This window comes from Microbacterium sp. LB12 (assembly GCF_037150835.1).
In the GTDB taxonomy this organism is placed as follows: domain Bacteria; phylum Actinomycetota; class Actinomycetes; order Actinomycetales; family Microbacteriaceae; genus Microbacterium.
Window position 1 is genome coordinate 130,180 of the sequence record NZ_JBBCPF010000007.1, and the last position, 26,216, is coordinate 156,395.

At 69.4% G+C, this 26,216-nt stretch carries 25 protein-coding genes; 18 read left to right on the plus strand and 7 right to left on the minus strand.

Annotated features, from left to right (window positions below):
• Positions 1-11 precede the first annotated feature (11 nt).
• From WFM69_RS13670 to WFM69_RS13685, 4 genes are read left to right on the plus strand one after another with little or no spacing between them, the layout of a single operon-like run.
• Positions 12-470 (plus strand): FAS1-like dehydratase domain-containing protein, encoded by a 459-nt coding sequence (locus tag WFM69_RS13670; protein ID WP_337005545.1) that lies wholly within the window; start codon positions 12-14, stop codon positions 468-470.
• Entirely contained in the window at positions 470-868 is a 399-nt protein-coding gene (locus WFM69_RS13675) for a MaoC/PaaZ C-terminal domain-containing protein (RefSeq protein ID WP_337005547.1), read from the plus strand. Before WFM69_RS13670 ends, WFM69_RS13675 begins: the two co-directional genes overlap by 1 nt.
• Positions 869-881: 13 nt before the next feature.
• Positions 882-2,015, plus strand: a complete 1,134-nt coding sequence (locus WFM69_RS13680; protein WP_337005549.1) for a UDP-N-acetylmuramate dehydrogenase — start codon at positions 882-884, stop codon at positions 2,013-2,015.
• A 44-nt stretch (positions 2,016-2,059) separates the two neighbouring features.
• Entirely contained in the window at positions 2,060-2,461 is a 402-nt protein-coding gene (locus tag WFM69_RS13685; protein ID WP_337005551.1) for a VOC family protein, read from the plus strand.
• Between the two features lie 62 nt (positions 2,462-2,523).
• Here the strand turns inward: WFM69_RS13685 and WFM69_RS13690 are convergent, their stop codons facing one another.
• Both WFM69_RS13690 and ald read right to left on the minus strand, forming a co-directional pair.
• Complete coding sequence (locus tag WFM69_RS13690; RefSeq protein WP_337005553.1) at positions 2,524-3,723, minus strand: pyridoxal phosphate-dependent aminotransferase; 1,200 nt, start codon at positions 3,721-3,723, stop codon at positions 2,524-2,526.
• A 154-nt stretch (positions 3,724-3,877) separates the two neighbouring features.
• Complete coding sequence (gene ald, locus WFM69_RS13695) at positions 3,878-4,972, minus strand: alanine dehydrogenase (protein ID WP_337005555.1); 1,095 nt, start codon at positions 4,970-4,972, stop codon at positions 3,878-3,880.
• Between the two features lie 106 nt (positions 4,973-5,078).
• On the opposite strand from ald, the gene WFM69_RS13700 reads away from it, so the two are divergent.
• On the plus strand, positions 5,079-5,597 hold the full coding sequence (locus tag WFM69_RS13700; protein WP_337005557.1) for an Lrp/AsnC family transcriptional regulator: 519 nt from the start codon (positions 5,079-5,081) through the stop codon (positions 5,595-5,597).
• A 25-nt stretch (positions 5,598-5,622) separates the two neighbouring features.
• On the opposite strand, the gene WFM69_RS13705 is transcribed toward WFM69_RS13700, so the two are convergent.
• The 3 genes from WFM69_RS13705 to aceA all read right to left on the minus strand — a co-directional run bounded on the left by WFM69_RS13705 (position 5,623) and on the right by aceA (position 9,249).
• Positions 5,623-6,054 carry a hypothetical protein gene (locus WFM69_RS13705; protein WP_337005559.1) on the minus strand — a complete coding sequence of 144 codons (432 nt, stop codon included), beginning with the start codon at positions 6,052-6,054 and terminating at the stop codon, positions 5,623-5,625.
• Positions 6,055-6,146: 92 nt separating this feature from the next.
• Positions 6,147-7,802, minus strand: a complete 1,656-nt coding sequence (gene aceB / locus WFM69_RS13710) for a malate synthase A (RefSeq protein ID WP_337005561.1) — start codon at positions 7,800-7,802, stop codon at positions 6,147-6,149.
• 121 nt (positions 7,803-7,923) lie between these two features.
• Positions 7,924-9,249, minus strand: coding sequence for an isocitrate lyase (gene aceA / locus WFM69_RS13715; protein ID WP_337005562.1), 1,326 nt, complete (start codon positions 9,247-9,249; stop codon positions 7,924-7,926).
• 133 nt (positions 9,250-9,382) lie between these two features.
• On the opposite strand from aceA, the gene WFM69_RS13720 reads away from it, so the two are divergent.
• From WFM69_RS13720 to WFM69_RS13745, 6 genes are all read left to right on the plus strand, one after another.
• On the plus strand, positions 9,383-10,834 hold the full coding sequence (locus WFM69_RS13720; protein ID WP_337005563.1) for a helix-turn-helix domain-containing protein: 1,452 nt from the start codon (positions 9,383-9,385) through the stop codon (positions 10,832-10,834).
• Between the two features lie 113 nt (positions 10,835-10,947).
• Positions 10,948-12,051, plus strand: coding sequence for an ABC transporter substrate-binding protein (locus WFM69_RS13725; protein WP_337005564.1), 1,104 nt, complete (start codon positions 10,948-10,950; stop codon positions 12,049-12,051).
• Positions 12,051-12,848 carry an ABC transporter ATP-binding protein gene (locus tag WFM69_RS13730; protein ID WP_337005565.1) on the plus strand — a complete coding sequence of 266 codons (798 nt, stop codon included), beginning with the start codon at positions 12,051-12,053 and terminating at the stop codon, positions 12,846-12,848. Before WFM69_RS13725 ends, WFM69_RS13730 begins: the two co-directional genes overlap by 1 nt.
• Positions 12,841-13,689, plus strand: coding sequence for an ABC transporter permease (locus tag WFM69_RS13735; RefSeq protein WP_337005567.1), 849 nt, complete (start codon positions 12,841-12,843; stop codon positions 13,687-13,689). Before WFM69_RS13730 ends, WFM69_RS13735 begins: the two co-directional genes overlap by 8 nt.
• Positions 13,690-13,800: 111 nt before the next feature.
• Positions 13,801-15,180 (plus strand): NtaA/DmoA family FMN-dependent monooxygenase, encoded by a 1,380-nt coding sequence (locus WFM69_RS13740; protein WP_337005569.1) that lies wholly within the window; start codon positions 13,801-13,803, stop codon positions 15,178-15,180.
• The gene (locus WFM69_RS13745; RefSeq protein ID WP_337005571.1) at positions 15,173-16,057 is read left to right on the plus strand and encodes a ribokinase; all 885 of its coding nucleotides are present in this window, start codon (positions 15,173-15,175) and stop codon (positions 16,055-16,057) included. Before WFM69_RS13740 ends, WFM69_RS13745 begins: the two co-directional genes overlap by 8 nt.
• 16 nt (positions 16,058-16,073) lie before the next feature.
• On the opposite strand, the gene WFM69_RS13750 is transcribed toward WFM69_RS13745, so the two are convergent.
• Complete coding sequence (locus WFM69_RS13750) at positions 16,074-16,682, minus strand: PadR family transcriptional regulator (protein ID WP_337005573.1); 609 nt, start codon at positions 16,680-16,682, stop codon at positions 16,074-16,076.
• A gap of 103 nt (positions 16,683-16,785) precedes the next feature.
• On the opposite strand from WFM69_RS13750, the gene WFM69_RS13755 reads away from it, so the two are divergent.
• A complete protein-coding gene (locus tag WFM69_RS13755) occupies positions 16,786-17,295 on the plus strand; it encodes a flavin reductase family protein (RefSeq protein ID WP_337005575.1) in 510 nt (169 codons plus the stop codon).
• Positions 17,292-17,678 (plus strand): riboflavin kinase, encoded by a 387-nt coding sequence (locus tag WFM69_RS13760; RefSeq protein WP_337005577.1) that lies wholly within the window; start codon positions 17,292-17,294, stop codon positions 17,676-17,678. Before WFM69_RS13755 ends, WFM69_RS13760 begins: the two co-directional genes overlap by 4 nt.
• Before the next feature lie 114 nt (positions 17,679-17,792).
• On the opposite strand, the gene WFM69_RS13765 is transcribed toward WFM69_RS13760, so the two are convergent.
• Positions 17,793-19,301 carry a PucR family transcriptional regulator gene (locus WFM69_RS13765; protein WP_337005579.1) on the minus strand — a complete coding sequence of 503 codons (1,509 nt, stop codon included), beginning with the start codon at positions 19,299-19,301 and terminating at the stop codon, positions 17,793-17,795.
• Positions 19,302-19,398: 97 nt separating this feature from the next.
• On the opposite strand from WFM69_RS13765, the gene gabT reads away from it, so the two are divergent.
• The 5 genes from gabT (at position 19,399) to WFM69_RS13790 (ending at position 26,192) form a co-directional block, all read left to right on the plus strand.
• Positions 19,399-20,766, plus strand: coding sequence for a 4-aminobutyrate--2-oxoglutarate transaminase (gene gabT, locus WFM69_RS13770; RefSeq protein WP_337005581.1), 1,368 nt, complete (start codon positions 19,399-19,401; stop codon positions 20,764-20,766).
• Between the two features lie 107 nt (positions 20,767-20,873).
• Positions 20,874-22,256: a flavin monoamine oxidase family protein gene (locus WFM69_RS13775; RefSeq protein WP_337005583.1), complete on the plus strand. Its 1,383-nt coding sequence runs from the start codon at positions 20,874-20,876 to the stop codon at positions 22,254-22,256.
• A complete protein-coding gene (locus WFM69_RS13780) occupies positions 22,256-23,140 on the plus strand; it encodes a universal stress protein (protein WP_337005585.1) in 885 nt (294 codons plus the stop codon). Before WFM69_RS13775 ends, WFM69_RS13780 begins: the two co-directional genes overlap by 1 nt.
• On the plus strand, positions 23,140-24,699 hold the full coding sequence (locus tag WFM69_RS13785) for an APC family permease (RefSeq protein ID WP_337005587.1): 1,560 nt from the start codon (positions 23,140-23,142) through the stop codon (positions 24,697-24,699). Before WFM69_RS13780 ends, WFM69_RS13785 begins: the two co-directional genes overlap by 1 nt.
• A gap of 26 nt (positions 24,700-24,725) precedes the next feature.
• Positions 24,726-26,192, plus strand: coding sequence for an NAD-dependent succinate-semialdehyde dehydrogenase (locus tag WFM69_RS13790; RefSeq protein ID WP_337005589.1), 1,467 nt, complete (start codon positions 24,726-24,728; stop codon positions 26,190-26,192).
• Positions 26,193-26,216 lie beyond the last annotated feature (24 nt).

Consider the following 26,216-nt stretch of genomic DNA (forward strand, 5'->3'; position numbering starts at 1 on the left):
AGGATCGAGGGGTGGCAGTGAACCAAGATCTCGTCGGCCGGGAGTTCCCGCCGACCGCCCCGTACCTCGTCGGTCGTGAGAAGGTGCGCGAGTTCGCCCGCGCGGTCTTCGCCGATGCCCCGCAGCACACCGACGTCGAAGCGGCTCGCGCCGCCGGCTTCGCGGACGTCGTGGCTCCGCCCACGTTCGCGATGGTCATCCAGGACCTCACGCTGCAGCAGCTGCTGGCGCAGGAGGACTCCGGGATCGTCCTGGCACGCACCATCCACGCCGAGCAGCGCTTCACCTACACGCGTCCGATCGTGGCGGGCGACGAGCTCACCGGCCAACTGCGTGTCACCGGAATCCGGATGATGGGCGGAAACGCCATGATCACGAGCGAGGCCGAGATCGCCGATGCCGCGGGAGCGCACGTGGTGACCGCGACCAGCGTGCTGCTCGTCGGCGCCGAGGAAGAAGGAGCCGCCTGATGGGCTACACCGTCGGAGACGTGCTCGCCGAGCGCACCGTGCACCTCACCCGTGAGTCCCTCGTGCGCTACGCCGGGGCATCCGGAGACTTCAATCCGATCCACTACCGCGATGATGTCGCTGCCTCCGTGGGCCTTCCCGGCGTGCTCGCGCACGGCATGCTCACGATGGGCATCGCCTCGTCGGTCGTCGTCGCAGCCCTCGACCCCGCCGTGCGCATTCTCGACTACGGCGTGCGCTTCACCAAGCCCGTCGTGGTCGACCCGGTCGACGGCGCGGACATCCACGTGGTCGCCACGGTCGGCGCGGTCGACGACGAGGCCGCCCGCATCGACCTGAAGGTCACGTTCGGCGAGACGACCGTGCTCGTCAAGGCGCAGTTGCGCGTCGCCGTCTGATGAGGGCGGTCTGATGCAGGAGATCGATCCCATCCGTCTGGCCGAGCTGACCACGCTGCGCACCGGCGCGGCCCCGGAGCGCATGTTCGACGCGACCACGACCGCGGGGCTGATCGCGGCGCTGCGCGAGACGTGGGAGCGCGGCGACGAGTGGTTCGTCCTCGGTGGCGGATCCAACCTCTTCGTCGGTGATGAGCCGTTCGAGGGCACCGTCATCCGGGTGCACACTGCGGGCATCGAGGAGCTGCCGTCGCCGCATCCCGGGCGCATCCGACTCCGGGCGCAGGCCGGGCACAGCTGGGACGACCTGGTCGCCTATGCGGTCTCGCACGGCTACGCGGGCCTCGAGGCGATGAGCGGCATCCCCGGTACCGTCGGGGCCGCTCCCGTGCAGAACATCGGTGCGTACGGGCAGGAGATCCAGGAGACGCTGGTCGAGGTCGAACTGATCGACGAGTCGACCGGCGAGACCTCCACGGTCCCGGCATCCGAACTCGGACTGGGCTTCCGCACCTCTGTGTTCAAGCATCACCACGGCAGCGTGCCGCAGCGTCGGGCCGTGATCCTCTCCGTGACCGTCGACCTGCTGGTCGCCGGCGAGCGTGTGGTGCGCGGCGAGCAGCTGCGACGAGCGCTGAATCTGACCGACGAGACGCCGGTGCCGCTCGGGTGGGTACGCGAGCGCATCCTCGCCACGCGGGCGTCCAAGGGCATGCTCCTGAACCCGGAGGATCCGGATACCCACGGCGTCGGGTCGTTCTTCCAGAACGCGATCGTCACGGCGGCGGTGGCCCGGGCGCTGCCGCCGGAGTGCCCGCGCTGGCCGGTCGCCCCCGACCTCGATGCGGTGACGGTGATCCCGCTCGCCTCCTACGACGGGCAGGTGCCGCTGTCGAAGCAGGAGGTCGTCTCCGACGTCAAGGTGAGCGCCGCCTGGTTGATCGAGCAGGCCGGCATCCGCAAGGGGTTCAAGCTTCCGCGCTCTCGCGCCTCGGTGTCGACGAAGCATGCGCTGGCGCTGACCAACCGCGGTGGCGCGACGGCGGGCGAGGTCGCCGAGCTGGCGCGGTTCATCCAGAGCCGGGTGCACGCCGAGTTCGGTCTGGTGCTGCAGCCGGAGCCGGTGCTCGTCGGCGTCGATCTGTAGACGTCGGCCTGTAGGACGTCGGCGGTCGCGACTACACTCGCGGCATGAGCGGACTGATCCCGTACCTGCTGTTCCCCGGCAACGCCGCAGAGGCGCTGCGTCACTACCACGCGGTCTTCGGCGGTGAGCTGGAGCTGATGGACTATGCGACCGCGGGGCGACACGACGGGCCGAGCGACGCCGTCGCGCACGGACAGCTGAGCGGGCTCGTCGAGATCGCCGGAGCGGATGCCGGGCCCGATGACGACGCGGTGCAGATGGGCGGCATGTTCCTCTCGCTCCTCGGCACGGCGGACGCATTGACGCTCACGGGCTGGTTCGACATGCTCGCCGCCGATGGACGCGTGATCGACGCGCTGCAGAAGCGCCCGTGGGGCGACTACGACGGCACGCTCGTCGATCGCTACGGCATCCGCTGGCTGATCGGCTTCCATCCCGAAGACTGACATCCCCGGGAACGCCGAAGACCCCTCCCGTCTGGCGACAGGAGGGGTCTTCGGGGTTCAGCTCAGGCGAACAGCCGCTGCAGGCGCTGGACGCCCTCGAGCAGCTGGTCGTCGCCGAGCGCGTACGACATGCGGATGTAGCCGGACGGGCCGAAGGCCTCACCGGGAACGACCGCGACCTCGGCCTGGTCCAGGATGAGGTCGGCGAGCTCGAGCGAGGTGGTGGGCGTCACGCCGCCCCAGGTGCGGCCGAGCAGGCCCTGTACGTCGGGGTACACGTAGAACGCGCCGAGCGGGTTCGGCACCACGAGGCCGTCGATCTTCGACAGCTCCGAGACGATGAGCTGACGACGGCGGTCGAAGGCCTGACGCATCTTCTCGGCCTCGTCCTGCGGTCCGTTCAGCGCGGCGATCGCGGCCTTCTGCGCGACGTTGTTCACGTTGCTGGAGAGGTGCGACTGCAGGTTGCCGGCGATCTTGATGGCGTCGGCCGGACCGACCATCCAGCCCACGCGCCACCCGGTCATGGCGTAGGTCTTCGCGACGCCGTTGACGAGGATCGTCTGGCCGGCGACCTCGGGCACGGCCTGAACGATCGAGGTCGCCTTGACACCCTCGTACGTGAGGTTCTGGTAGATCTCGTCGCTGATGATCCAGATGCCGTGCTCCAGTGCCCATTCGCCGATGGCACGGGTCTCGTCGGCGGTGTACACGGAGCCGGTGGGGTTCGACGGCGAGACGAACACGAGCGCGGTGGTGCGCGGGGTGCGGGCGGCTTCGAGCTGCTCGACCGTGACCTTGTAGTCCTGGTCGGCGCCGGCGAAGACCTCGACGGGAGTGCCGTCGGCGAGACGGATCGCCTCAGGGTAGGTGGTCCAGTACGGCGCGGGCAGCAGCACCTCGTCGCCCGGGTTCACCACGGCCTGGAACGCCTGGTACACGGACTGCTTGCCGCCGTTGGTGACGATGACCTGGCTCGGAGAGACCTCGAGCCCGGAGTCGCGGAGCGTCTTCGCGGCGATCGCCTCACGCAGGGCCGGAAGACCGGGGGCGGGCGTGTAGCGGTAGCTCGCCGGGTCGGCCAGGGCGACGGCGGCGGCATCCACGATGAACTGCGGTGTCGCGAAGTCGGGCTCGCCGGCGGCGTAGGAGATGACGTCCTTACCTTCGGCCTTGAGGGCCTTGGCCTTGGCGTCGACCTTGAGGGTCGCGGACTCGGCGATGGCGGACAGCTTGCGGGAGAGAGGAGCGCGTTCGGTCACGACTACGAGCGTACTCGGGTCGTCGCACGCGCCGCGTGGCGAGTCGTCATGAAGAACCTGTGTTCTTTCGCCTCTGCCGAAGTCGGTGGTGGGACGGTCGGGAGCCGACTCGGTCTCCCTGCGCGCAGCCCCCCGGCGCAGGGAGACCGAGAGTTCAGCTCGCGACGAGACCGTGCGCCTGCGCGACGGCGTCGAGGGTGATCCGTCCGCCCTGCACGTTGAGCCCCTTCGCGAGGGAGGCGTCGTCGGCGGCCGCACGCTCCCAGCCCTTCCCGGCGATCGCCGAGACGTAGGGGAGGGTGGCGTTGGTGAGCGCGCGGGTCGCGGTCTCCGGGACCGCGCCGGGCATGTTCGCGACGCAGTAGTAGATCGAGTCGTGCACCTCGAACGTCGGGTCGTCGTGCGTGGTGGGTCGCGATCCCTCGAAGCATCCGCCCTGGTCGATCGCGATGTCGACCAGCACCGAGCCGGGCTTCATCGTGGCGACCATGTCGTCGGTGACGAGCTTGGGTGCGGCGGCGCCGGGGATCAGGACCGAGCCGATGACGAGGTCGGCCGTGGCGAGCTCCTCGGCGATGCCGTAGCGGCTCGATGCGCGGGTCTCCAGGGCGCCGCCGTACCGGTGCTCGAGCTCTCGCAGCCGGGGCAGCGAGACATCGACGACCGTCACCTTCGAGCCGAGGCCCAGCGCGTTCGCCGCCGCGTGCTCTCCGGCGACACCGCCGCCGATCACGACGGTCTTGGCGCGGGGCGTGCCGGCGATGCCGCCGAGCAGCATGCCGCGGCCGCCCTGCGAGCGCAGCAGCGAGTACGAACCCATGGTGACCGAGAGTCGTCCGGCGATTTCGCTCATCGGGACGAGCAGCGGCAGCGAGCGGTCGGGCAGCTGCACGGTCTCGTAGGCGACGGCAGTGGTGCCGGCATCGACGAGCGCGGTGGTGAGCGGGCGGTCGGCGGCGAGGTGCAGGTATGCGAAGAGCGTGAGGTCGGGACGCAGGAAACCATACTCCTGGGCGATCGGCTCCTTGACCTTGATCACCATGTCGGCCGCGCCCCACGCGTCCGCGGCGGTCGGGACGATCTCCGCACCGGCGGCGCGGTAGGCGTCGTCTGTGATGCGCGATCCGAGGCCTGCGCCGGACTGCACGAGCACGCGATGGCCCTCGCGGACGAGACGGTCGGCGCCTGCCGGGGTGAGGGCGACGCGGTTCTCGTTGTTCTTGACCTCGGTCGGAACGCCGATCTTCATTGATCCTCCAGGGATGGTTGGGTGGTTCGGCACCAAGAATCGCAGAAACATCGAGGAAACAACAGAATCAATGAAGATGATTCGATGAAGGCGGAGATCCTGAATAATGCTTCGTATGGAGACGAATTCTGACGCCCCCGAGCCGAACACTGTTCGGGCCCCTGCGCTCGACGAGATCGATGCCAGGATCGTGCGCCTGCTGACCGCGGACGGCCGCATGACCAACGCCGAGCTCGCCGGCCGCCTCGGAGTCGCCCCATCGACCGCCCACACCCGCCTGCGCGCGCTGATCGACCGCGGGGTCATCACCGGATTCCATGCCAGCGTGGACGAGCGGATGCTGGGTGCCGGACTGCAGGCGATCATCGGGGTCACCCTGCGGCCGAGCGGGCGACGGGAGAGCATCGTCGAGTTCGCCGAGCGCGTGCGGGTGCTGCCGCAGGTGATCCAGCTGTTCTTCCTCGGCGGCGACGACGACTTCCTGCTGCACATCGCTGTCGCCGACTCCTCGGAGATGCGGGAGTTCGTGCTGGAGCACCTCTCGGCGCAGAGCAGCGTGGCCTCCACCCGCACGAGCATCGTGTTCGACTACCACCGCAACTCCGTCGCGGCGTCGTTCCACTGAACCGCCGCATTCCCGCGGCCCGGAGTCAGGCGCCGTAGGAAGCGGGCAGCGCGCAGTAGTCGGCGAATCGCCGCGTGGGGTGTGTGGGGTCGGTCAGATCGACGATCGCGGCGGCGATCGTGTGCGGCGGCTCGTCGCCGGCGAGCTGCCACACCGCGAAGTTCCACATGCCCCGGGTGCCCTCCGCGAGCAGGGCTGCCGGACCGGAGATGATCAGGATGTCGTCGCCCTTCGGGGCGTTACGGAAGGCGGTCACGGTGGCGCGCACCGCCTTCTCTCCACCGTCGTCCGAATGCTCGATCTCGGTCTGCTGTCCCGCCGCGACGAGGGCGGCGGACACCCCATCCGCAGCGAGGCGCGAGCGCTCGGCATCGGCCCCGGCGACCGCGAGCAGTCGTCGACCGCGCGGGTAGAGATGCAGGAACTCGGAGGCGATGTCCGCCCAGACGTCGGTCATGACTCCAGGCTACGCCCGGGGGAGCGGACCGGCTCCGGACGCGGAAGAGCCCCCGAGTGCGGCATCCGCGACTCGGGGGCCCTTCCGTGCGCTCAGTCCTCTTCGATCAGGAACCGGCTGTACGCGCCCAACGTCAGGAACGTCGGGAACTCCTCCTGCAGGGCGACTTCGCGGAAGATCTCCGCCGCGTCGTCGAACCGGTCGCCGTGACTGCGCGTCGCCTGGGCGAGCACCTGCGCGATCAGACCCTCGATGTACTCGACCGTGATCGGGGTGCCCTCCTGCGTGGTGCGGTCCTGGTGGATCCACTGCCACACCTGCGAGCGGCTGATCTCCGCCGTCGCGGCATCCTCCATCAGGTTGTCGATCGCCACGGCGCCGAGGCCACGCAGCCAGGCCTCCAGGTAGCGGATGGCGACCGACACGTTGTCGCGCACGCCCTGCGCCGTGATCGGGCGTCCGATGTGCAGGTCGAGCAGGTCGCGGGCCTCCACATGCACGTCCGGGCGCTGCCGGTCGACCTGATTCGGACGGTCGCCGAGCACCGCGTCGAACTCCGCCTGAGCCGTAGGGATCAGATCGGGGTGGGCCACCCACGTGCCGTCGAAGCCGTCGCCGGCCTCGCGCTTCTTGTCGGCGGCGACCTTCTCGATCGCCCGGGCCGTGGCCTCCGGGTCGCGGCGGTTCGGGATCGACGCACTCATGCCGCCGATCGCGAAGGCACCCCGCTTGTGGCAGGTCTGCACCAGCAGCTCGGTGTACGCCCGCATGAACGGCACGGTCATCGTGACCTCGCTGCGGTCGGGGAGCACGAAGCGCGCGCCGCGGCCACGGTAGTTCTTGATGATCGAGAAGATGTAGTCCCAGCGGCCGGCGTTCAGGCCCGCGCAGTGGTCGCGCAGCTCGTACAGGATCTCGTCCATCTCGAACGCCGCGGGCAGCGTCTCGATCAGCACGGTCGCGCGGATGGTGCCGTGCGGGATCCCGATGTACTCCTCGCTGAACGAGAACACGTCGTCCCAGAGCTTCGCCTCTTCGCTGGACTCCAGCTTGGCGATGTAGAAGTACGGCCCGCGCCCGCTGTCGATCAGCGCCTGCGCGTTGTGCAGGAAGTAGAGGCCGAAGTCGACGAGGGAGCCGGATGCCGACGTGCGCCGGCCCGCGCGATCGATGAACCCGATGTGCTTCTCGGGCAGGTGCCAGCCGCGCGGACGCATCACGATCGTGGGCGTGCGCTCCGCGGTGACGCGGTACTCCTTGCCCTCGGGGGAGGTGAACGACAGCTCTCCGCGGATCGCATCGCGCAGCGACAGCTGCCCCTCGATCACGTTCTTCCAGGTGGGGCTCGTGGCGTCCTCCTGGTCGGCGAGCCAGACCCGCGCCCCCGAGTTCAGGGCGTTGATGGTCATCTTCGGGTCGGTGGGTCCGGTGATCTCCACGCGACGGTCCTCGAGGCCGGGCCCGGCGCCCGCCACCCGCCAGTCGGCGTCCTCGCGGATGTGCGCGGTGTCCTCGCGGAAGCGCGGGTCGTGTCCGTTGCCGATCTCGAAGCGTCGGCGCATCCGGTCGGCGAGCCGGTCGTGACGGCGGGAGGCGAAGCGGTGGTGCAACTCGGTGAGGAACGCCAGCGCCGCCGGGGTGAGGATCTCCTCGTAGCGGTCGCGGAGCGGGCCGGTGACCTCGATCGCGGGGCCCTGCTGGGTGGTCTGGATCGGAGCTGTGGTCGGGGGAGCGGTGGGAGTGGTCATGATGTGTCCTTTGAGTCGTGTCGAGTACTGCGACGAATGCGTCGAGCACTGCGGCGAAGAGGGGCCACGCGCCCGGAGGCTCCGCGCGGCGCGTCAGCGCCGGGTGGAGGGGGCGTGGGGATCAGTGGAACTGCGCGGCTTCGGTGGAGCCGGCGAGGGCGAGCGTCGCGCTGTCGGGGTTGAGCGCCGTGGAGATGACGTCGAAGTAGCCGGTACCCGCCTCGCGCTGGTGCTTGGTGGCGGTGTATCCGTCGGCTTCGGCGGCGAACTCGGCTTCCTGCAGCTCGACGTACGCGCTCATGGCGCGATCGGCGTAGCCGCGGGCGAGGTCGAACATCGAGTAGTTCAGGGCGTGGAATCCGGCCAGCGTGATGAACTGGAACTTGTAGCCCAGGTCTGCCAGCTCCTGCTGGAACGTCGCGATCTCGGCGTCGGACAGGTGGCGCTTCCAGTTGAAGCTCGGAGAGCAGTTGTAGGCCAGGAGCTTACCGGGGAACTGCGCGTGGATGGCGGCGGCGAACTCGCGGGCGAGCTCGATGTCGGGCTCGCCGGTCTCGACCCAGATCAGGTCGGCGTACGGGGCGAAGGCGAGTCCGCGGCTGATGACCGACTCGATGCCGGGGCGGATCCGGTAGAACCCCTCGGTGGTGCGCTCGCCGGTGGTGAACTGCTGGTCGCGCTCGTCGACGTCGCTGGTGAGCAGGTCGGCGGCGAGGGCGTCGGTGCGGGCGATGATGACGGTCGGAACGCCGGCGACGTCAGCAGCGAGACGTGCCGCGTTCAGCGTGCGGATGTGCTGCTGGGTGGGCACGAGCACCTTGCCGCCGAGGTGGCCGCACTTCTTCTCGCTGGCCAGCTGGTCCTCCCAGTGGATGCCGGCGGCACCGGACTGGATGAGCGACTGCGCGAGCTCGTAGGCGTTCAGCGGTCCGCCGAAGCCGGCCTCGGCGTCGGCGACGATCGGCGCCAGCCAGTCCTGGGTGATGTCGCCCTCGGCATGCTCGAGCTGGTCCTGGCGGATCAGCGCGTTGTTGATACGACGCACGACCGCCGGCACCGAGTTCGCGGGGTACAGCGACTGGTCGGGGTACGTCTGTCCGGCGAGGTTGCCGTCGGCCGCGACCTGCCAGCCGGAGAGGTAGATCGCCTTGAGGCCTGCGCGCACCTGCTGCACGGCCTGACCTCCGGTGTAGGCGCCGAGCGCCCGGACGTAGTCCTCGGTGTGCAGCAGGTTCCAGAGGTTCTCGGCCCCGCGGTGGGCGAGGGTGGACTCCTCGCGGACCGAGCCGCGGATGCGGATGACGTCTTCGGCCGAGTAGGTGCGCTCGACGCCGTCCCAGCGGGGGTCGGTGTCCCAGATCTCCTGGAGCTCGGCGGCCGTCTGAACCTGGTCTCCGGCTCGCAGACCAGCGGGGCGGGGTGTCGGGGTGTGAGCGGTGTTCGTCATGGTGTCTCCTCGGTGGATCCGGCGGCTGTGCCGGTGTGGCGTGGTTCCACTGTGAGTGAATTTCAGGGAGTGTGCCGGAGGATTTCAGAGAGAAGATCAACGGAAATTCTGTTTCTGTGACAGAATCGCGGCCATGAGCAGCATCGACGCCGCAGAAGAGACCGACGCCCTCACGATCGGGAGACGCATCCGGCAGCTCCGCACCGCGAAGGGCATGACGCTCGACGACCTCGCCTCGGCGGTCGATCGGGCGCCGAGTCAGATGTCGATGATCGAGACCGGCAAGCGTGAGCCGAAGCTCACGCAGCTGCAGGCGATCGCCCGGGCGCTGGGCGTGACGATCGACGCGCTGCTGGAGGGCGAGCCGCTCGATGAGCGCAGTGCGGTGGAGATCGCCCTGGAGCGGGCGATGAAGGGGCAGACGTTCCAGGCCCTGGGCATCGAGCCGTTCCGCATCGCGAAGTCTCTGCCCACAGATGCCCTCAAGGCGCTGCTGGCGCTGCACGGCGAGATCGACCGCCTCAAGGACGAACGCGCCGCGACGCCGGAGGAGGCCCGCCGCGCCAACGTCGAGCTGCGGCACCTGATGCGACGGCAGGACAACCACTTCGCCGACCTCGAGACGAAGGCTGCGGAGATCCTGGCGGCGGTCGGACACCCCGGAGGACCGCTGACACAGCGCACCGCGTCCGAGATCGCCGCGTATCTGGGGTTCACCCTGCACTACGCCCCTGACCTGCCGCAGACCACGCGCAGCGTCGCCGACCTTGCGAACGGCCGGCTCTACCTGTCGAGCAGGGTGCCGGCCAAGGGCGACGCCCGCACCGCCGTGCTGCAGGCGCTGTCGAGCCGCATCCTCGGGCACTCCGAGCCGCGCAGCTATGCCGAGTTCCTGCGCCAGCGCGTCGAGACGAACTACCTCACCGGAGCGCTCCTCATTCCGGAAGCACACGTGGTGCCGGCGTTGAAGGACGCGAAGCAGCGGCGATCGATCTCGATCGAGGATCTGCGCGACGCGTACTCCGTGTCGTACGAGACGGCCGCGCATCGCTTCACCAACCTCGCGACCCGCCACCTCGACATCCCGGTGCACTTCCTGAAGGTGCACGAGTCGGGCACGATCACCAAGGCCTATGAAAACGACGACGTGAACTTCCCGACCGATCGGCTCGGCTCGATCGAGGGGCAGATGTGCTGCCGCAAGTGGACCTCGCGGGTGGTGTTCGACGAGGACGACCGTTTCAACCCGTATTACCAGTACACCGACACCGGCAACGGGACGTACTGGTGCACGGCCAGGGTGGAGTCGTCGAGCGAGGGGCTGCACTCGGTGAGCGTGGGTGTGCGCTTCGACGACACGAAGTGGTTCGTGGGGCGCGACACCCCTCATCGCGGCGTCTCGAAGCACTCGGTCGAGGCGTGCTGCCGCCGCGCCCCCGCGGATCTCGAGGAGCGGTGGCGGGAGAATTCCTGGCCGAACGTGAAGACCCCGCGCACGCTGCTCGCGACCCTGCCGACCGGGGCGTTCCCCGGCGTCGACACCACCGACGTGTACGAGTTCCTGGAGGCACACGCCCCGCACTGAGCATCGGAGGGTCCCGCACGTTTCGTCAAAACTTAGTTTGATCTTGCTTAGTCAATCTTGACTATGTTACTTTCAACGAGCCATCAACGACGAACGGCCGAGAAGGGACCCTCATGGCTACTTCCACTGCGGAAACCCGATTCCGCATCACTGCCACCCTGACGTGCGTTCTCGCCGCCACGCTGACGCTCGGAGCATGCTCCGCGCAGACGCCAGGCGGCGATACCGCCCCCACGAGTGCAGGCGAATCCGACGCCTGCAAGCGGAATCAGGATGCCGGCACCATCACCTACATCTCCGGCTACGGCTACTCCGCCAGCGCCGGGCAGCTCGACGTGTTCCTCGCCGAGGAGCTGGGCTATTTCGACGACCTCTGCCTCGACGTTGAGATCAACGCCTCCGGGGCGAACGGGCAGCAGCTCGTCGCCTCCGGTCAGGCGCAGTTCACCGCGCTCGGCTCGGCGTCCGACGTGATGCTCGCCGCCGCGAACAGCAAGAACCTCACGGCGGTCGCCACCTACGGCACCACCCCGCCGTTCTCGATCTTCGGCAACGAGAAGCTCGAGAGCCTCAAGGATCTCGAGGGCGGATCGCTCGGGTACTTCATCAACCTGACCCCGATCGCCTCGGCCATGCTCGACGAAGCCGGCGTCGACGTCTCGAAGGTCGAGATGGTCAAGATGACCAACTACGACCCGACCGTCGTCGTGCGCGACCAGGTCGACGCCATCGTCGGCTACGCCTCCAACCAGCCGCAGTCGCTCAAGGCGCAGGGCCTGCCGTTCAGCGAGTTCCTCCCCGCCGACCTCGGCGTCGAGGGCACGTACAACGTGATGGAGGTCAACTCCCGCTTCCTCGCCGAGCACCGCGAGGTCGCCGCCGACTTCATGCGGGCGAGCCTCAAGGCACTGCAGTACTGCCTGGACGAGTCGGACGCCTGCATCGACAAGCTCGCGAAGCTCGCCGAGGACAACAACCAGGGCGCCGCGTTCCCGCGCGACCAGCTGGCACGCACGTGGGAGGTCGAATCCGCCTGGGTGCGCGAGAGCGCCGGCGGCAACCCCGGCGTGCAGAACGAGGCCATGTGGGAGCCCGAGTACGCGCTTGTGAAGAAGTACGGCGACGTCAAGGAACTCCCCGCGATCTCCGACATGATGGACGCCGACCTCGTCGCCGACCTGTACGACGGCGACACCCTGACCTGGCCGGCGAAGTGATGGCCGTCGCACAGGGAGCCGGTGTCGAGGTCAAGGGCGTCTCGAAGGCGTTCGGTGCAGACGGCGCCAAGGTCACGGTGCTCGACGACATCAACCTCACGATCGGCATGGGCGAGTTCGTGTCGGTGATCGGGCCCAGCGGCTGTGGCAAGTCGACGCTGCTCAAGGTCGTCGCCGGTCTCATCGACGCCGACTCCGGCAGCGTCACGATCGACGGTGAGAGCGTCACGGCGGCCTGGCGGGACAAGAAGATCGGTCTCGTACCGCAGTCGCCCGCACTGCTGCCGTGGAAGACCGTGCGCGAGAACGTCGAGCTGCCGGTGCGCATCAACCGTGGAGCGAACGGTGATCGCGCACTCCGCGACCCCGACGAGCTGCTGTCGACGTTCGGTCTCGGCCATGCCCTCAAGAAGTACCCGGGGCAGCTGTCGGGCGGCATGCAGCAGCGTGCCGCGATCGCCAGGGCGTTCGTGTTCGACCCTGCCATCATGCTGATGGACGAGCCGTTCTCGGCACTCGACGAGATGAACCGCGACCTGCAGCGGATCGCTCTGCTGGAGTTCTGGCAGTCGAACCGCAAGGCCGTCATGTTCGTCACGCACTCGGTGCCGGAGGCGATCATGCTCTCCGACCGCATCGTGGTGATGGCCGCCCACCCTGGACGCATCGCCGAGGTGATCGACGTGAACCTGCCGCGGCCGCGCACCGAGGAGGCATACGCGACGGACGAGTTCCGCGAACTGGAAGCAGTCGTGCGCGGTGCGCTGCGCGCGCAGACGGAGAAGGCCCATGTCTGAGCTGACCATGAGAGACACCACCGCCACCCTCGCCACCGCCCGCTTGAAGGCACAGCCGCGGCGTGGCACCCCGGCGTGGCTGCGCTGGGGCGCGTGGGGTCCGACCCTCATCACGTTCGTGATCGCCGCGCTGCTCTGGCAGATCGTGGCCTGGACCAACCCGTACGTGCTCCCCACGCTGGAGGCGATCGGTGCGAGCCTCGTCGACGACGCCGGCATGTACTGGTCGAACTTCCTCGTCACCCTGCTGGAGGTCGTGGTCGGCGCATCCGCCGGCATCCTCGCCGGATTCCTGCTGGCCGTGATCATGGCCGAGTTCCAGATCATCGAACGGGCCGTCATGCCGCTCGTGATCATCGTCATGGTCACCCCGATCGTCGCGATCGCCCCGGCGCTGGTGGTCGCATTCGGCTTCGGCATGGTGCCGAAGTTCATCGTGACCGGGCTGGTGGTGTTCTTCCCGATGCTCGTGAACTCGCTGGCGGGTCTGCGCGACGTCGACCAGAAGGCGATGGACGTGTTCAAGACCCTGCACGCCTCGCGGTGGGAGATCTTCCGCGAGCTGCGCTTCCCGGGGAGCATGCCATACGTGTTCGCGGGTCTCCGCATCGCCCTGCCCCTCGCGGTGGTCGGTGCCGCGGTCGCCGAGTTCGTCGCCGCCGGACAGCAGGCCGGTCTCGGCTCGCTCGTCACCACCTCCGCCGCGCAGGCGAACCTGCCCGTCACCTGGGCCAGCATCGCCCTGCTGTGCCTCCTCGGCGTGCTCCTGATCATCGTCCTCGCCCTGGTGCGCAAGCGCGTGCTCTGGTGGAGCGACGGCGAGGTCACCGCCAAGGGCTGACGCGGCATCCGGATCCCGGGGCGGCGCCCCCCCAGCCGCCCCGGGGTTCCTCCGGCGTGCCCGGAAACACCCCAGATCGACCAGAACCACCCACAAGGAAGGCACCCGCACATGACCGATCAGACCTCCGTGAAGCCGCTGCGCCTCGGCCTCTTCGAGAACGCCCAGGCGAACGACTCCGGCACCGCGACGTGGCGTCACCCCGACAACGGGCGCTACCTCTTCGACCGGTTGGACTACTGGCGCGACACCGCCCGCATGGTCGAGGACGCCGGGTTCGACTTCCTGTTCCTCGCGGACGCCTGGGGCTGGGCCGACGTCGCGGGAGAGCGCCCCGACATCTGCTCCGTCGAAGGCCTCGATCTGCCGCGCCTGGACCCGGCGATCATCCTCGCCGCCCTCATCCCCGAGACGAGCCGACTGGGTCTGGTCGCGACCGGATCGACGCTGCTCGAGCCGCCCTACTCGTTCGCGCGGCGCATGGCGACCCTCGACATCCTCTCCGGCGGCCGCATCGGTTGGAACGTCGTCACCACCGGCACGGCCGACACCGCCGTCCAGGGCTTCGGAGTGCCGATGGTCGGACACGACGAGCGGTACCTCATGGCCGACGACTTCATGCAGGTCGTCTACAAGCTGTGGGAGCAGGCCTGGGAGGAGGGCGCCCTCGAACGCGACAAGTCCGGCCGCTTCGCCGACCCTTCCAAGGTGCACCGCATCGCCCACGACGGGCCGTACTTCCGCTCGCACGGCTACGGCAACACGCAGCGCTCGCCGCAGGGCACTCCGGTGCTGTTCCAGGCGGGGGCGTCGCCGGCCGGCCGTGAGTTCGGCGGCAAGCACGGCGAGGCGATCTTCGTCGGCAGCGGCTCGGTCGAGCAGCTCCGCGGCCACTCGACCGCGATCCGCGAGGAGGCAGTGAAGAACGGCCGCGGTGCCGACGAGGTCAAGATCATGTCGGCGTTCGCCGCGATCGTGGGGAGCACGGAGGAGGAGGCGCGGCGCAAGTACGCCGAGGTCGCCGACGCGCAGAACCCCGACGTCACGGTCGCGTCCTACGCCTGGTTCACCGGCCTCGACCTCTCCGCGTACGCGCCGAGCACGCCGATGTCCGAGCTGAGCACCGAGCTGTCGCAGACCCAGGTCGCTCGCTTCGCCGACAAGACCGTCGGCGACGTGCTGGGCGACTGGCACGCGCACGGCGTCGGCGCCCGCCCGATCGTGGGTACTCCCGAGCAGGTGGCGGACCGGATGATCGAGCTCGCCGACGGTGCCGATCTCGACGGATTCCTGTTCGCCCCCGTCATCCCGCCTGCATCGACCGCGGACTTCATCGAGCACGTGCTGCCGATCCTCAAGGAGCGCGGTGCGATCGTCGAGCCGTCGAGCGAGCCGCAGTCGCTGCGCGAGCGCCTGCTCGGCACGCCGACCCCGGCGCTGGCCGATTCGCACGCGGGGGCGCAGTACCGGCGGACGATGTCGCGTGTCTGACACCCTCGCCGGTGTCGCCGTGGTGGGGAGCGCGAACCTCGACCTGGTGGTCGAGGTCTCGCGCCCCCCGCTCGTCGGTGAGACGCTGCTGGGCCGTTCCGGCGGGCGCTTCGCCGGAGGCAAGGGGTTGAATCAGGCTGTGGCCTCCGCGCGCAGTGGCGCCCCCACGCGGTTCTGCGCCGTGGTGGGCGAGGATGAGGCGGCCGAGGTGTTGGCCGAGACGCTGGCGGATGCCGGCGTCGTGGCCGCGTTGTGCCGCAGCGCTGCGACCCCGACGGGAGTGGCGTACGTGCTCGCCCTCGACGGCGGGGACAACAGCATCATCGTCGCCGCGGGTGCGAACGCCGAGCTGTCCTCGGAGGATGCGGTCGCCGGTGTCGAGGGTGCCGCGGTCGTGCTCGCGCAGTTGGAGGTGCCGGCGGCGAGCGTGGCGGCCGCATTGCGTGCGGCCCGGATCGCCGGAGCATGCACGATCCTCAACGCCGCCCCGGCGCAGCAGGCGGCGATCGGGATGCTCGCGGATGTCGATGTGCTCGTGGTGAACGAGACGGAGTGCGTCGAACTGGGCGGCGTCGAGCGGCTGCATGCGGCGGGTGCCGAGGTCGTGGTGCTCACGCAGGGCGCCGGGGGAGTGACGCTGCATCGCGCGGGGCAGGACCCCGTGCACGTCGCGGCGTTCCCGATCGATCCCGTGGACACCACCGGTGCGGGAGATGCCTTCTGCGGGGCGCTGGCCGCTTCGATCGCTCAGGGCGCGGACATGGAGGCCGCGCTGGTGCGCGCGTGTGCGGCAGGAGCCGTGGTCGCCCAGCAGCTCGGTGCGACGACGCCGCAGCTCTCGCCCGCGTCGATCGCGGCGCTGGTCTCCTCGCGCTGACGCGCTCCGCGGGGTTTCACTCCGCGGGGGCGGCGTCCTCGGTCGCGGTGCCCTCGTCTGCGGTCTCACCCGCGAAGGTGTACTCGCCGGCGCGCAGCCGCTCCAGCAGGTCGAGCAGCCACTGCTTCTCGGCCGTGAGACGGGCGGTGGAGAGGTCGAAGATCTCCCGCACGTACTTCGGGGTGGTCTCGGAGCGCAGAGTGTCCTGCACGTCGAAGCCGTTCTGCGTGATGATGGCGTCGCTCTTGATGAGGCGGTGCTCGAGGCCGGCGATGACCTCCTGGCGGCTGAGCACGAACATGAACGAGGCCACGGTCATGATGGCCTGCGTGTCGAAGGCGGCGACGTTCCAGAGGTTCTCGCGCAGCATCCGCTGCAGCTCCACTTCGCCGGCCGGCGTGATGCGGTAGGTGGTGCGGGCGGGGCGCTTGCCTTCGGCCTCGGTGCCGCTCTCGGCGATGTATCCGTCGACCTCGAGGGCGCGCAGCGCGTTGTAGATCGAGCCGGGCTGGATGTGCGCCCACTCGTCGACGTGCCAGGTCATCAGCTCGCGGCGGAGGAAGTAGCCGTGCACGGGCTGGAACTGCTTGACGGCGCCGAGGACGACGAGGCGGGTGGTCGACATGCCCCTCATGCTAACGGCTGGTGTCGCAGATTCCGGTTGTTTGCATGATCAAAATTGCCTATTATCAAAACTAGTCAAAGTTGACTAACGAAAGGAAGCCGAAATGACGACTGCCGTGACCGACGCCCTGCCGCGCGACCTGGCCCTGCGCCGGGCGTTCTCGGTGTACCCGACCGGCGTTGTCGCCCTCGCCGCGCACGTCGATGACCGTGCCGTCGGGATGGCGGTCAACTCCTTCACGTCGATCTCGCTGGAGCCCGCCCTCGTCGCCATCAGCGCCGCACGCACCTCCAAGACCTGGCCCGTGCTCCGCATGGTTCCCGAACTGGGGATGAGCGTGCTCGCCGCGCATCACGAGCCGCTCAGCCGCTCGCTCTCGGCGCGGGAGGGCGACCGCTTCGGCGGACACGACTGGCAGCGCACCGAGGGGGGAGCCGTGCTGATCTCGGACGCCGCGCTCTGGCTCACCTGCCGCCTGCACAGCACCTTCGACGGCGGGGATCACGAGATCGCGCTGTACGAGATCGCCGACGTCACCCTGTTCGACGATGTGGAGCCGCTCGTCTTCCACCAGAGCCGGTACCGCTCGATCGCCGCTCCCGAGAGCGCGTGAGCGCGCCGCTCGGGACGATCGCAGGGCTGGTCGTCCCGGGTGACGGCCGCGGACGCGTGCTCGGCTTCCCCACCGCGAACCTGGAGCTGGAGCGCGGCGAGCCGCCCGCCGACGGCATCTACGCAGCCTGGGTGCGGATCGACGATGATCCGCACCGGTGGGCGGCGAGCGTCAGCGTGGGGACCAATCCCACCTTCGCCGGCGACCGCGAGCGCCGCGTCGAGGTGCACCTGCACGACGTCGACATCGATCTGTACGGACGGCGGCTCGCGGTGGCTCTCGTCGCCCGCCTGCGTCCGACCCTGCGTTTCGATGGGGTGGATGCGCTGATCGCGCAGACGGCCGACGACGTCGCCCGCTGTCGGACTCTGCTCGCGCACTGAGTCGGGCAGGCTGCCCGAGTGCACGGCTTCGCATCGACTGCACGGCCTTGTCGCGCGGTGAGCCCGTGCACTCGACAGCATCCCGCGCACTCGGCGGGGAGTGGGGAGGGGTGCTCAGTCGCGCGCGGTCTGCAGCACCGTCCACAGCTCGGCGCGGGCGGGGAACGTGGAGAGGTCGACGTCGAGCAACGCCCCGGCCTGGGCGATGCGGGAGCGCAGCGTGTGCCGGTGCACGCCCAGCGCGGCGGCCGCGGACTCGGCCTTCGCGTCGTGCTCCAGCCAGGTGCGCAGCGAGTGCTCCAGGTCGGATCCGGTGCGGGCGTCGTGCTCGCGCACCGGGGCGAGACGCGACTCGGCGACGAGGCGGGCCTCGTCGGTCGCGAGCGCGGTGAGGATGCTCGACCCCACGGTGTCGGCATAGCGAGCGACCCCGTGCGTGCCCTGCTGGCGCAGCGCCGTGAGAGCCTGGGCGTGCGCGCGGGCGAACGAGCCGTAGGCCTCCGGCTCGGAGACGCCGATGCGGATGCCGAAGCGGGCGGCCACCTGTTCCAGCAGGGTGTCGTCGCTCGCCGAGATGCACATCGTGACCCCATCCTCCGACTCGGCCAGGAACACCGCGGTGCCGTGATCGGCGCGACGCCGATCCCACCACTCCGTCAGTGGGCCGGCCGGAGCGTCTGCCGCGACCGCCACGACCACCGGTGCCGGGGGCAGACTCCCCAGCACTCGTCGGGCGAGGCCCGGCTCGTCCGCGAGCAGCGAGCCGAGGAGCTGGGCGTGCAGCCGCCGCCGGCTCCGCGCCAACTGCTCGCTCTGCTCCAGAGCGAGCCCGGCCATCGCGATCACCGAGGTCACGACCGCACGCGCCTCCGGGTCGAGGGCGTCGATGGCCAGGGCGATCACGCCGCGCAGATGACCGCCGCGGCCGACCGTGAACAACATGAAGGTGCGATCGTCGAGCGTCAGCGACTGCCCCGCTTCCAGACCGCGGGTGAGCACGTCGACGACGCGCTCACCGAGGGCGTCGCGCATCCGTGTGCCCAGCCCGTCGCGCGGATGCGAGACGACCAGGGCGCCCGCGGCGTCGAACATCCCCGCCCACACGTCCAGGCGCCGTCCGAGCTCGGCGATGGTCGCGTCGAGACCGCTCGGGCGGAGCGCGGCGAGAGCGAGGGCACGCTGCGTGTCCAGCGCCCAGGAGCGTCGGGCATACGCCTGCGCCGCGATCGCCTCGGAGTGTGCGCGCGCGACAGCGATGAACGGGGTGCGATAGGGCACCTCGAACAGCGGGATGCCGTGGGCCGCGCACGCGGCGACGAGTTCGTCGGGAATGCCGGAGCGGTGCACCTCGGTGCCGAAGCCGAGGCCGAGGACACCGCGATCGGCGAGGCGGCCGACGTAGGTGTCGATGTCGACGGCCTCGTCGAACTGGGTGCCCGTGGTCAGCAGCGCCAGATCCTCGGAGAGGAACGGTGTCGGATCGGCGAGGTCGGAGCTGTGCACCCAGCGCAGCGGGCGTTCGAGTGCGCCTTCCGGGATGTCGGCCGCACCGGAGACGAGGGAGAGCCCGAGGTCCCGGCGCCGGAGCAGCGCCTGCAACGTCGGTTCGGCGGTGGTGGGCATGGAATCTCCGCTACTTGTACGCAATGGTGAAATCGCTGTTGAGATTGTACAGGGCGGCGAGTGCAGCGGTCTCCGGGAGGGACGTACGCTCGCGAACATGGCACTCCTCGACACCGCAGCCCCCGCAACCCCTCTCGGCGGACCCGACCTCCCCCAGGAGCGTCGTCTGGTCACGGACCTCCCCGGCCCCCGTTCGGCCGAGATCCTCGCCCGCAAGGCGGATGCCGTGGCAGCCGGCGTCGGGCACACGGTTCCGATCGCGGCGGTCGCCGCCGGCGGTGGAGTGGTCGTGGACGCCGACGGCAACTCGCTCATCGACCTCGGCTCCGGCATCGCCGTGACCACGGTCGGCAACGCGCACCCCAAGGTCGCCGCCGCCGTGGCCGCCCAGGCCGCGCAGTTCACCCACACCTGCTTCATGATCTCGCCGTACGAGTCGTACGTCGGTGTCGCCGAGGCGCTCAACCGTGTCACCCCCGGCGACTTCGCGAAGAAGAGCGCACTCTTCAACTCGGGCGCCGAGGCGGTCGAGAACGCGATCAAGATCGCCCGCAAGTACACGGGACGCCAGGCTGTCGTCGCCTTCGACCACGGCTACCACGGCCGCACGAACCTCACCATGGCGCTCACCGCCAAGTCGATGCCCTACAAGAGCGGCTTCGGTCCCTTCGCTCCCGAGGTGTACCGCGCCCCGATGTCGTACCCGTTCCGCGACGGCCTCGACGGACGTGAGGCCGCGGCCCGCGTGATCCTCCAGCTCGAGAAGCAGATCGGCGCAGACAACCTCGCCGCCGTCATCATCGAGCCCATTCAGGGCGAGGGCGGCTTCATCGTCCCCGCCGACGGCTTCCTCCCGGCGATCGCCGAGTGGAGCCGCGCGAACGGCGTCGTCTTCATCGCCGACGAGGTGCAGACCGGCTTCGCCCGCACGGGCCACATGTTCGCGAGCGAGATCTTCGGCATCGAGCCCGACCTCATCACCACGGCCAAGGGCATCGCGGGCGGCCTTCCGCTCGCCGCCGTCACCGGTCGCTCCGAGATCATGGACGCCTCGCACGCGGGCGGCCTCGGCGGCACCTACGGCGGCAACCCGATCGCCTGTGCCGCCGCGCTCGCCTCGATCGACGTGTTCGAGAACGACGGCGTGATCGAGCGTGCCCGCGAGATCGGCGTCATCCTCACCGACCGCCTCACCGCGATCCAGAAGAACGACCCGCGCGTCGGCGACGTGCGAGGCCACGGCGCGATGATCGCCGCCGAGTTCGTCGACCCGGAGACCAAGGCTCCGGACGCCGCTCTCACCGCCGCGGTCGCCAAGGCCTGCATCGCCCAGGGCGTCATCGTCCTCACCTGCGGAACCTACGGCAACGTCATCCGCTTCCTGCCGCCGCTCTCGATCGGCGACGACCTGCTGAACGAAGGCATCGACGTCGTCGCCGCGGCGCTCGCCGCAACCGCGCAGTAATGTCTGGCCGCGCTCCCGCGCGGTCAGAACCCCCTGTCCGGTCGCGACCCCAATCGGGGGATTTCGGGTCGCGACCGGCACTACTTCACCCAACGAAGGAGTTGCACATGGCTGAGATCACCCGCGACGTACTGATCATCGGTGCCGGAGCCGCAGGGCTCACGGCGGCGAACGACCTGCGGAAGGCCGGACTGTCGGTCGCCGTGCTGGAGGCCCGCGACCGTGTCGGCGGACGCCTCTGGACCGACGTCATCGACGGCGCCATGCTCGAGATCGGCGGCCAGTGGGTCTCGCCCGACCAGGACGCGCTCAAGGACGCGATCGAAGAGCTCGGGCTCGAGACGTACAGCCGCTACCGCGAGGGCGACAGCGTGTACGTCGGCCCCGACGGCAAGGTGCACCGCTTCACGGGAGAGATGTTCCCGGTCGCCCCGGACACCGAGGCGGAGATCGCCCGGATCACCGACATCCTCGATGCGCTGGTCGCCGAGATCGACCCCGACAAGCCATGGGCGCACCCGAACGCTGCCGACTGGGACTCCATCACCTGGGATGCCTGGCTCCGCCAGCAGACCGACGACGACGAGGCCGTGCGCAACCTGGCCTTCGCCACCGGTTCCGCGATGCTCACCAAGCCGACGCACGCGTTCTCGCTGCTGCAGTCGCTGCTGATGGCCGCGTCGGCCGGCTCGTACTCGAACCTCGTCGACGCCGACTTCATCCTCGACAAGCGCGTCGTGGGCGGTCTGCAGCAGGTGCCGCTGCGCCTCGCCGAGCGCCTGGGCGACGATGTGCTGCTGAACCAGCCCGTGCGCAGCCTGGAATGGTCGGACGCGGGCGTCGTGGCCACCACCGACGAGCTGACCGTCCGTGCCCGCCACGCGATCCTCGCGCACGCACCGGTGCTGTACAGCCGCATCTCGTTCGTCCCGCCGCTGCCGCGCCGCCAGCACCAGCTCCACCAGCACCTGTCGATGGGCTTCGTCATCAAGGTGCACGCGGTCTACGACCGTCCGTTCTGGCGCGAACAGGGCCTCAGCGGCACCGCGTTCAGCCCCTACGAGCTCTCGCACGAGGCCTACGACAACACCAACCACGGCGACGAGCGCGGCACCCTGGTGGGCTTCGTCTCCGACGCCAACGCCGACGGCGTGTTCGAGCTCTCGGCCGAGGAGCGCAAGGAGCGCATCCTCGAGTCGCTGTCGCACTACTACGGCCCCGAGGCCAAGAACCCGGTCGTCTACTACGAGAGCGACTGGGGCACCGAGGAGTGGACCCGCGGCGCCTACGCCGCGAGCTTCGACATGGGAGGCCTGCACCGCTACGGCGCCGACCTGCGCACCCCCGTCGGACCGATCCACTTCGCGTGCAGCGACATCGCCGGTGCCGGCTACCAGCACGTCGACGGTGCGATCCGGATGGGTCACCTCGTCGCGTCGAACATCGTCGATGCGAGTCGCGAGGCCGGCACCGAGGCTGAGAGCAACTGATGCCCGGGGCCATCGTCGTCGGTTACACGGCGACGGATGCCGGAGCGGACGCCGCCGCTCTCGGTGCACGGCTCGCCCGCAGCCTCGGCGCGCGCCTGCACCTGGTGATCGTGCTCCCGGCAGAGGGGACGCGCAGCCCCGTGGTCCCGCCCGAGCGGGCCTTCGAGGACCACATCCGCGCACAGGCCAAGCAGTGGCTGAAGGACGCCGTCGTGCGCCTGCCGCAGGAAGTCACCCGCACGGGACATGTCCGCGTCGCCGAGTCGTTCGCCGAAGGACTGATCGCCGCCGGTGAGGAGTTCGGCGCGCGTCTCATCGTCGTCGGCGCCGCCGTCGGCGGTCTGTTCGGCCGCCACCGCCTCGGCACCGTCGCGTCCGAGCTGCTGCACTCCTCGACCATCCCGGTCGCCCTCGCGCCCGCGGGGACGGCCGGGGCGGACGACCACGTCATCCCGCGCGTCACCGTCGCCGTCGGCCAGCGCCCCGGCGCGGAGAACCTGCTCGACGAAGCGGCCTCGGTCGCGACCGACAGCGGCGTCGGACTGCGCCTGGTCTCGCTCGTGACCTTCGACGTGCCGCCCGGACTCGACACCGGAGCGATCCGCGTCGTCGGCGACGCCCATGCGCAGGAAGTCCTCACGGTGGCGAAGGACCTCCTCCCCTCCGAGCTCGACGCCGTCGTCGAGGAGGCACCCGGTGACAGCGTCGAGGATGCTGTCGCGAACCTCTCCTGGCTGCCCGGCGAGGTCGTCCTCGTCGGCTCCAGCCGACTCGCACAGCCGCGCCGGCTGTTCCTGGGCTCCACGGCGGCGAAGATGCTGCACGAGCTGCCCGTCCCGATGATCGTCGTCCCGCGCACCCGCGCCGAAGCAGGAGTCAGCTGATGAGCAAGGCAGATCGGGCGACGGTGCCCGAATCGGTCACGACCGGAATCTCCCGCAAGGGACTCAGCGTCGGCACCGTCGGCGTGCTCGGCGCTTTGGTGATGGGCATCTCGTGCATCGCCCCGGCATACACCTTCACCGCAGGAATCGGCGGTGCCGTGGGTGCCGTCGGCTTCCAGGTGCCGGCCATCCTGCTGCTCGGCTTCATCCCGATGCTGCTCGTCGCCTTCGGCTATCGTGAGCTCAACAAGGCCATGCCCGACTCCGGCACCAGCTTCACGTGGGCGACCAGGGCCTTCGGCCCGTACGTGGGCTGGATGGCCGGATGGGGCCTGATCGTCGCGACGATCCTCGTGCTGTCCAACCTCGCGGGCATCGCCGTCGACTTCCTGTTCCTGCTGATCTCGCAGATCTCCGGCAACGAGGCCATCGCCGAGATCACCCGCAACCCCTTCGTGAACGTGGCCGTGTGCCTGGCCTTCGTCGCGCTCGCCGCCTGGGTGTCGTTCCGCGACGTCTCGACCTCGCAGAAGCTGCAGTACGGCCTCGTGGCGTTCCAGATCGCGATCCTCGTGCTGTTCGCCGTGATGGCGATCGTGCAGAGCGTGCAGGGCAACGCGTTCGAGCCGCACATGCCCGAGCTCTCGTGGTTCAACCCCTTCGCGATCGAGGGCGGGGTGTCGGCCATCGTGATGGGCCTCTCCGCCTCGGTCTTCATGTTCTGGGGCTGGGATGTCACCCTCACCATGAACGAGGAGGCCAAGGATCCCGAGCGCACGCCCGGTCGTGCAGCCATGCTCACGGTGCTGTCGATCATCGCCATCTACCTGCTGCTCACGGTCAGCAGCCTGATGTACTCCGGCATCGGCGACGAGGGCCTCGGACTCCTGAACGACGACATCGGCGGCAACGTGTTCTTCGCGCTGTCCGGTCCGGTGATGGGCGGCCTGGCGTTCCTGCTCTCGCTGGCGGTGCTCACCTCGTCGGCCTCGTCGCTGCAGTCGACGTTCATCTCCCCGGCCAGGACCCTGTTGGCGATGGGGCACTACGGGGCGGTTCCCCGGCGATTCGCCGGCATCAGCCCGCGGTTCTTCACGCCGGGATTCGCGACGATCGCCTCGGCCGTCGTCGCCGGCGGGTTCTACGCGGTGATGCGTTTCCTCAGCGAGGATGCGCTGTGGGACACGATCCTCGCGCTCGGCATGATGATCTGCTTCTACTACGGCATCACCGCGCTGTCGTGCGTGTGGTACTTCCGTCACCAGTGGTTCGACTCGGGCAAGGACTTCTTCTTCAAGTTCGCGAGCCCGCTCGTCGGCGGAATCATCCTGCTCGTGCTCTTCGTGATCACCGCGATCGACAGCCTCGCGCCCGACTACGGATCGATCGCCATCGGCGCTGACGCGAACGGCGAGGGCGGTATCGGCATCGTCTTCTTCATCGGCGTCGGTCTGCTCATCTTCGGGGCCGTGCTGATGCTGGTCCAGAGGCTCATCAATCCCGACTTCTTCCGCGGCAAGACGCTGAGCATGGACGCCCCGCCCAGTAGCCGCCGCTGACCCGCCCTCCTCACAGAAAGAGAATCATGAGCACTCAGACCGAACAGGCGCTTCTCGACAGCATCCCCACCGGCCTCTTCATCGGCGGTCAGTGGATCGACGGTGAGACCGGGGGCACGTTCGACGTGCAGGACCCCGCGACCGGTGCCGTGATCCGCACCATCGCGGATGCGACGCCGGCCGACGGCATCCGCGCCCTCGACGCCGCGGTCGCCGCGCAGGACGCCTGGGCCGCGACGGCTCCGCGCGTGCGCAGCGAGATCCTCCGCAAGTCGTTCGACCTCGTGCAGGAGCACAAGGAGGACCTGGCGCTGCTCATGACGCTCGAGATGGGCAAGCCGCTCGCCGAGGCGCGTGGCGAGGTCGGCTACGGCGGCGAGTTCCTGCGCTGGTTCAGTGAGGAGGCCGTGCGCATCAGCGGCCGCTACGGCATCAACCCGGAGGGCACCGGCCACATGGTCGTGTCGCAGCGTCCGGTCGGACCGTCGTTCTTCGTGACGCCGTGGAACTTCCCGTTCGCGATGGCGACCCGCAAGATCGCTCCCGCCCTGGCCGCCGGCTGCACCGTCGTGATCAAGCCCCCGGCACTCACGCCCCTCACGACCATGTACTTCGTGTCGCTGCTCGAGCAGGCGGGGCTCCCTGCCGGTGTCGTGAACGTCGTGCAGACCTCGCGCTCCAGCGCCCTGTCGGCACCGATCATCGCCGACCCGCGGCTGCGCAAGCTCTCCTTCACCGGATCGACCGAGGTCGGCCGCAAGCTCATCGCCCAGGCGGCCGAGGGCGTGCTGCGCGTGTCGATGGAGCTCGGCGGCAACGCGCCGTTCGTGGTGTTCGACGACGCCGACCTGGACAAGGCCGTGGACGGCGCGCTCGCCGCGAAGTTCCGCAACATCGGCCAGGCGTGCACGGCGGCGAACCGCTTCATCGTGCACAAGGACGTCGCCGGTGAGTTCGCCAAGCGCGTCACCGAGCGCGTCAACGGCATGAAGATCGGCCGTGGCACCGAGGACGGCGTGGCGATCGGACCGCTCATCGACGCGGATGCCGTCGCCAAGGCGGGCGAGCTCGTCGACGACGCCGTCGAGCGCGGCGCGACGCTGCTCGCCGGTGGCAAGGCCGTGGAGGGCACGGGCACGTTCTACGAGCCCACCGTGCTCACCGACGTCGTGGCCGGCAGCGCGATCCTCCGTGAGGAGATCTTCGGGCCGGTGCTCGCGATCGCGACCTTCGAGACCGAGGAAGAGGCCGTGCGTCTCGCGAACGACACCGAGTACGGACTCGTCTCGTACGTCTTCACCGAGAACCTGCAGCGCGGTCAGCGGATGATCGACGGCCTCGAGACGGGCATGATGGGTCTCAACGTGGGCGTGGTCTCGAACGCGGCCGCTCCCTTCGGCGGCGTCAAGCAGTCCGGCGTCGGTCGCGAGGGCGGCTTCGAGGGCATCCACGAGTACCTGTCCACCAAGTACACGCTGATCCCGGTCTCCTGACCGGGCGCCAAGAGGAGGAGAGAA

Coding starts and splice junctions, on each gene's coding strand:
- WFM69_RS13675 (WP_337005547.1), top strand. CDS start 470: ATGGGCTACACCGTCGGAGACGTGCTCGCCGAGCGCACCGTGCACCTC.
- WFM69_RS13680 (WP_337005549.1), top strand. CDS start 882: ATGCAGGAGATCGATCCCATCCGTCTGGCCGAGCTGACCACGCTGCGC.
- WFM69_RS13685 (WP_337005551.1), top strand. CDS start 2,060: ATGAGCGGACTGATCCCGTACCTGCTGTTCCCCGGCAACGCCGCAGAG.
- ald (WP_337005555.1), bottom strand. CDS start 4,972: ATGAAGATCGGCGTTCCGACCGAGGTCAAGAACAACGAGAACCGCGTC.
- WFM69_RS13700 (WP_337005557.1), top strand. CDS start 5,079: ATGCTTCGTATGGAGACGAATTCTGACGCCCCCGAGCCGAACACTGTT.
- WFM69_RS13705 (WP_337005559.1), bottom strand. CDS start 6,054: ATGACCGACGTCTGGGCGGACATCGCCTCCGAGTTCCTGCATCTCTAC.
- aceB (WP_337005561.1), bottom strand. CDS start 7,802: ATGACCACTCCCACCGCTCCCCCGACCACAGCTCCGATCCAGACCACC.
- aceA (WP_337005562.1), bottom strand. CDS start 9,249: ATGACGAACACCGCTCACACCCCGACACCCCGCCCCGCTGGTCTGCGA.
- WFM69_RS13720 (WP_337005563.1), top strand. CDS start 9,383: ATGAGCAGCATCGACGCCGCAGAAGAGACCGACGCCCTCACGATCGGG.
- WFM69_RS13725 (WP_337005564.1), top strand. CDS start 10,948: ATGGCTACTTCCACTGCGGAAACCCGATTCCGCATCACTGCCACCCTG.
- WFM69_RS13730 (WP_337005565.1), top strand. CDS start 12,051: ATGGCCGTCGCACAGGGAGCCGGTGTCGAGGTCAAGGGCGTCTCGAAG.
- WFM69_RS13735 (WP_337005567.1), top strand. CDS start 12,841: ATGTCTGAGCTGACCATGAGAGACACCACCGCCACCCTCGCCACCGCC.
- WFM69_RS13740 (WP_337005569.1), top strand. CDS start 13,801: ATGACCGATCAGACCTCCGTGAAGCCGCTGCGCCTCGGCCTCTTCGAG.
- WFM69_RS13750 (WP_337005573.1), bottom strand. CDS start 16,682: ATGTCGACCACCCGCCTCGTCGTCCTCGGCGCCGTCAAGCAGTTCCAG.
- WFM69_RS13755 (WP_337005575.1), top strand. CDS start 16,786: ATGACGACTGCCGTGACCGACGCCCTGCCGCGCGACCTGGCCCTGCGC.
- WFM69_RS13765 (WP_337005579.1), bottom strand. CDS start 19,301: ATGCCCACCACCGCCGAACCGACGTTGCAGGCGCTGCTCCGGCGCCGG.
- gabT (WP_337005581.1), top strand. CDS start 19,399: ATGGCACTCCTCGACACCGCAGCCCCCGCAACCCCTCTCGGCGGACCC.
- WFM69_RS13775 (WP_337005583.1), top strand. CDS start 20,874: ATGGCTGAGATCACCCGCGACGTACTGATCATCGGTGCCGGAGCCGCA.
- WFM69_RS13780 (WP_337005585.1), top strand. CDS start 22,256: ATGCCCGGGGCCATCGTCGTCGGTTACACGGCGACGGATGCCGGAGCG.
- WFM69_RS13785 (WP_337005587.1), top strand. CDS start 23,140: ATGAGCAAGGCAGATCGGGCGACGGTGCCCGAATCGGTCACGACCGGA.
- WFM69_RS13790 (WP_337005589.1), top strand. CDS start 24,726: ATGAGCACTCAGACCGAACAGGCGCTTCTCGACAGCATCCCCACCGGC.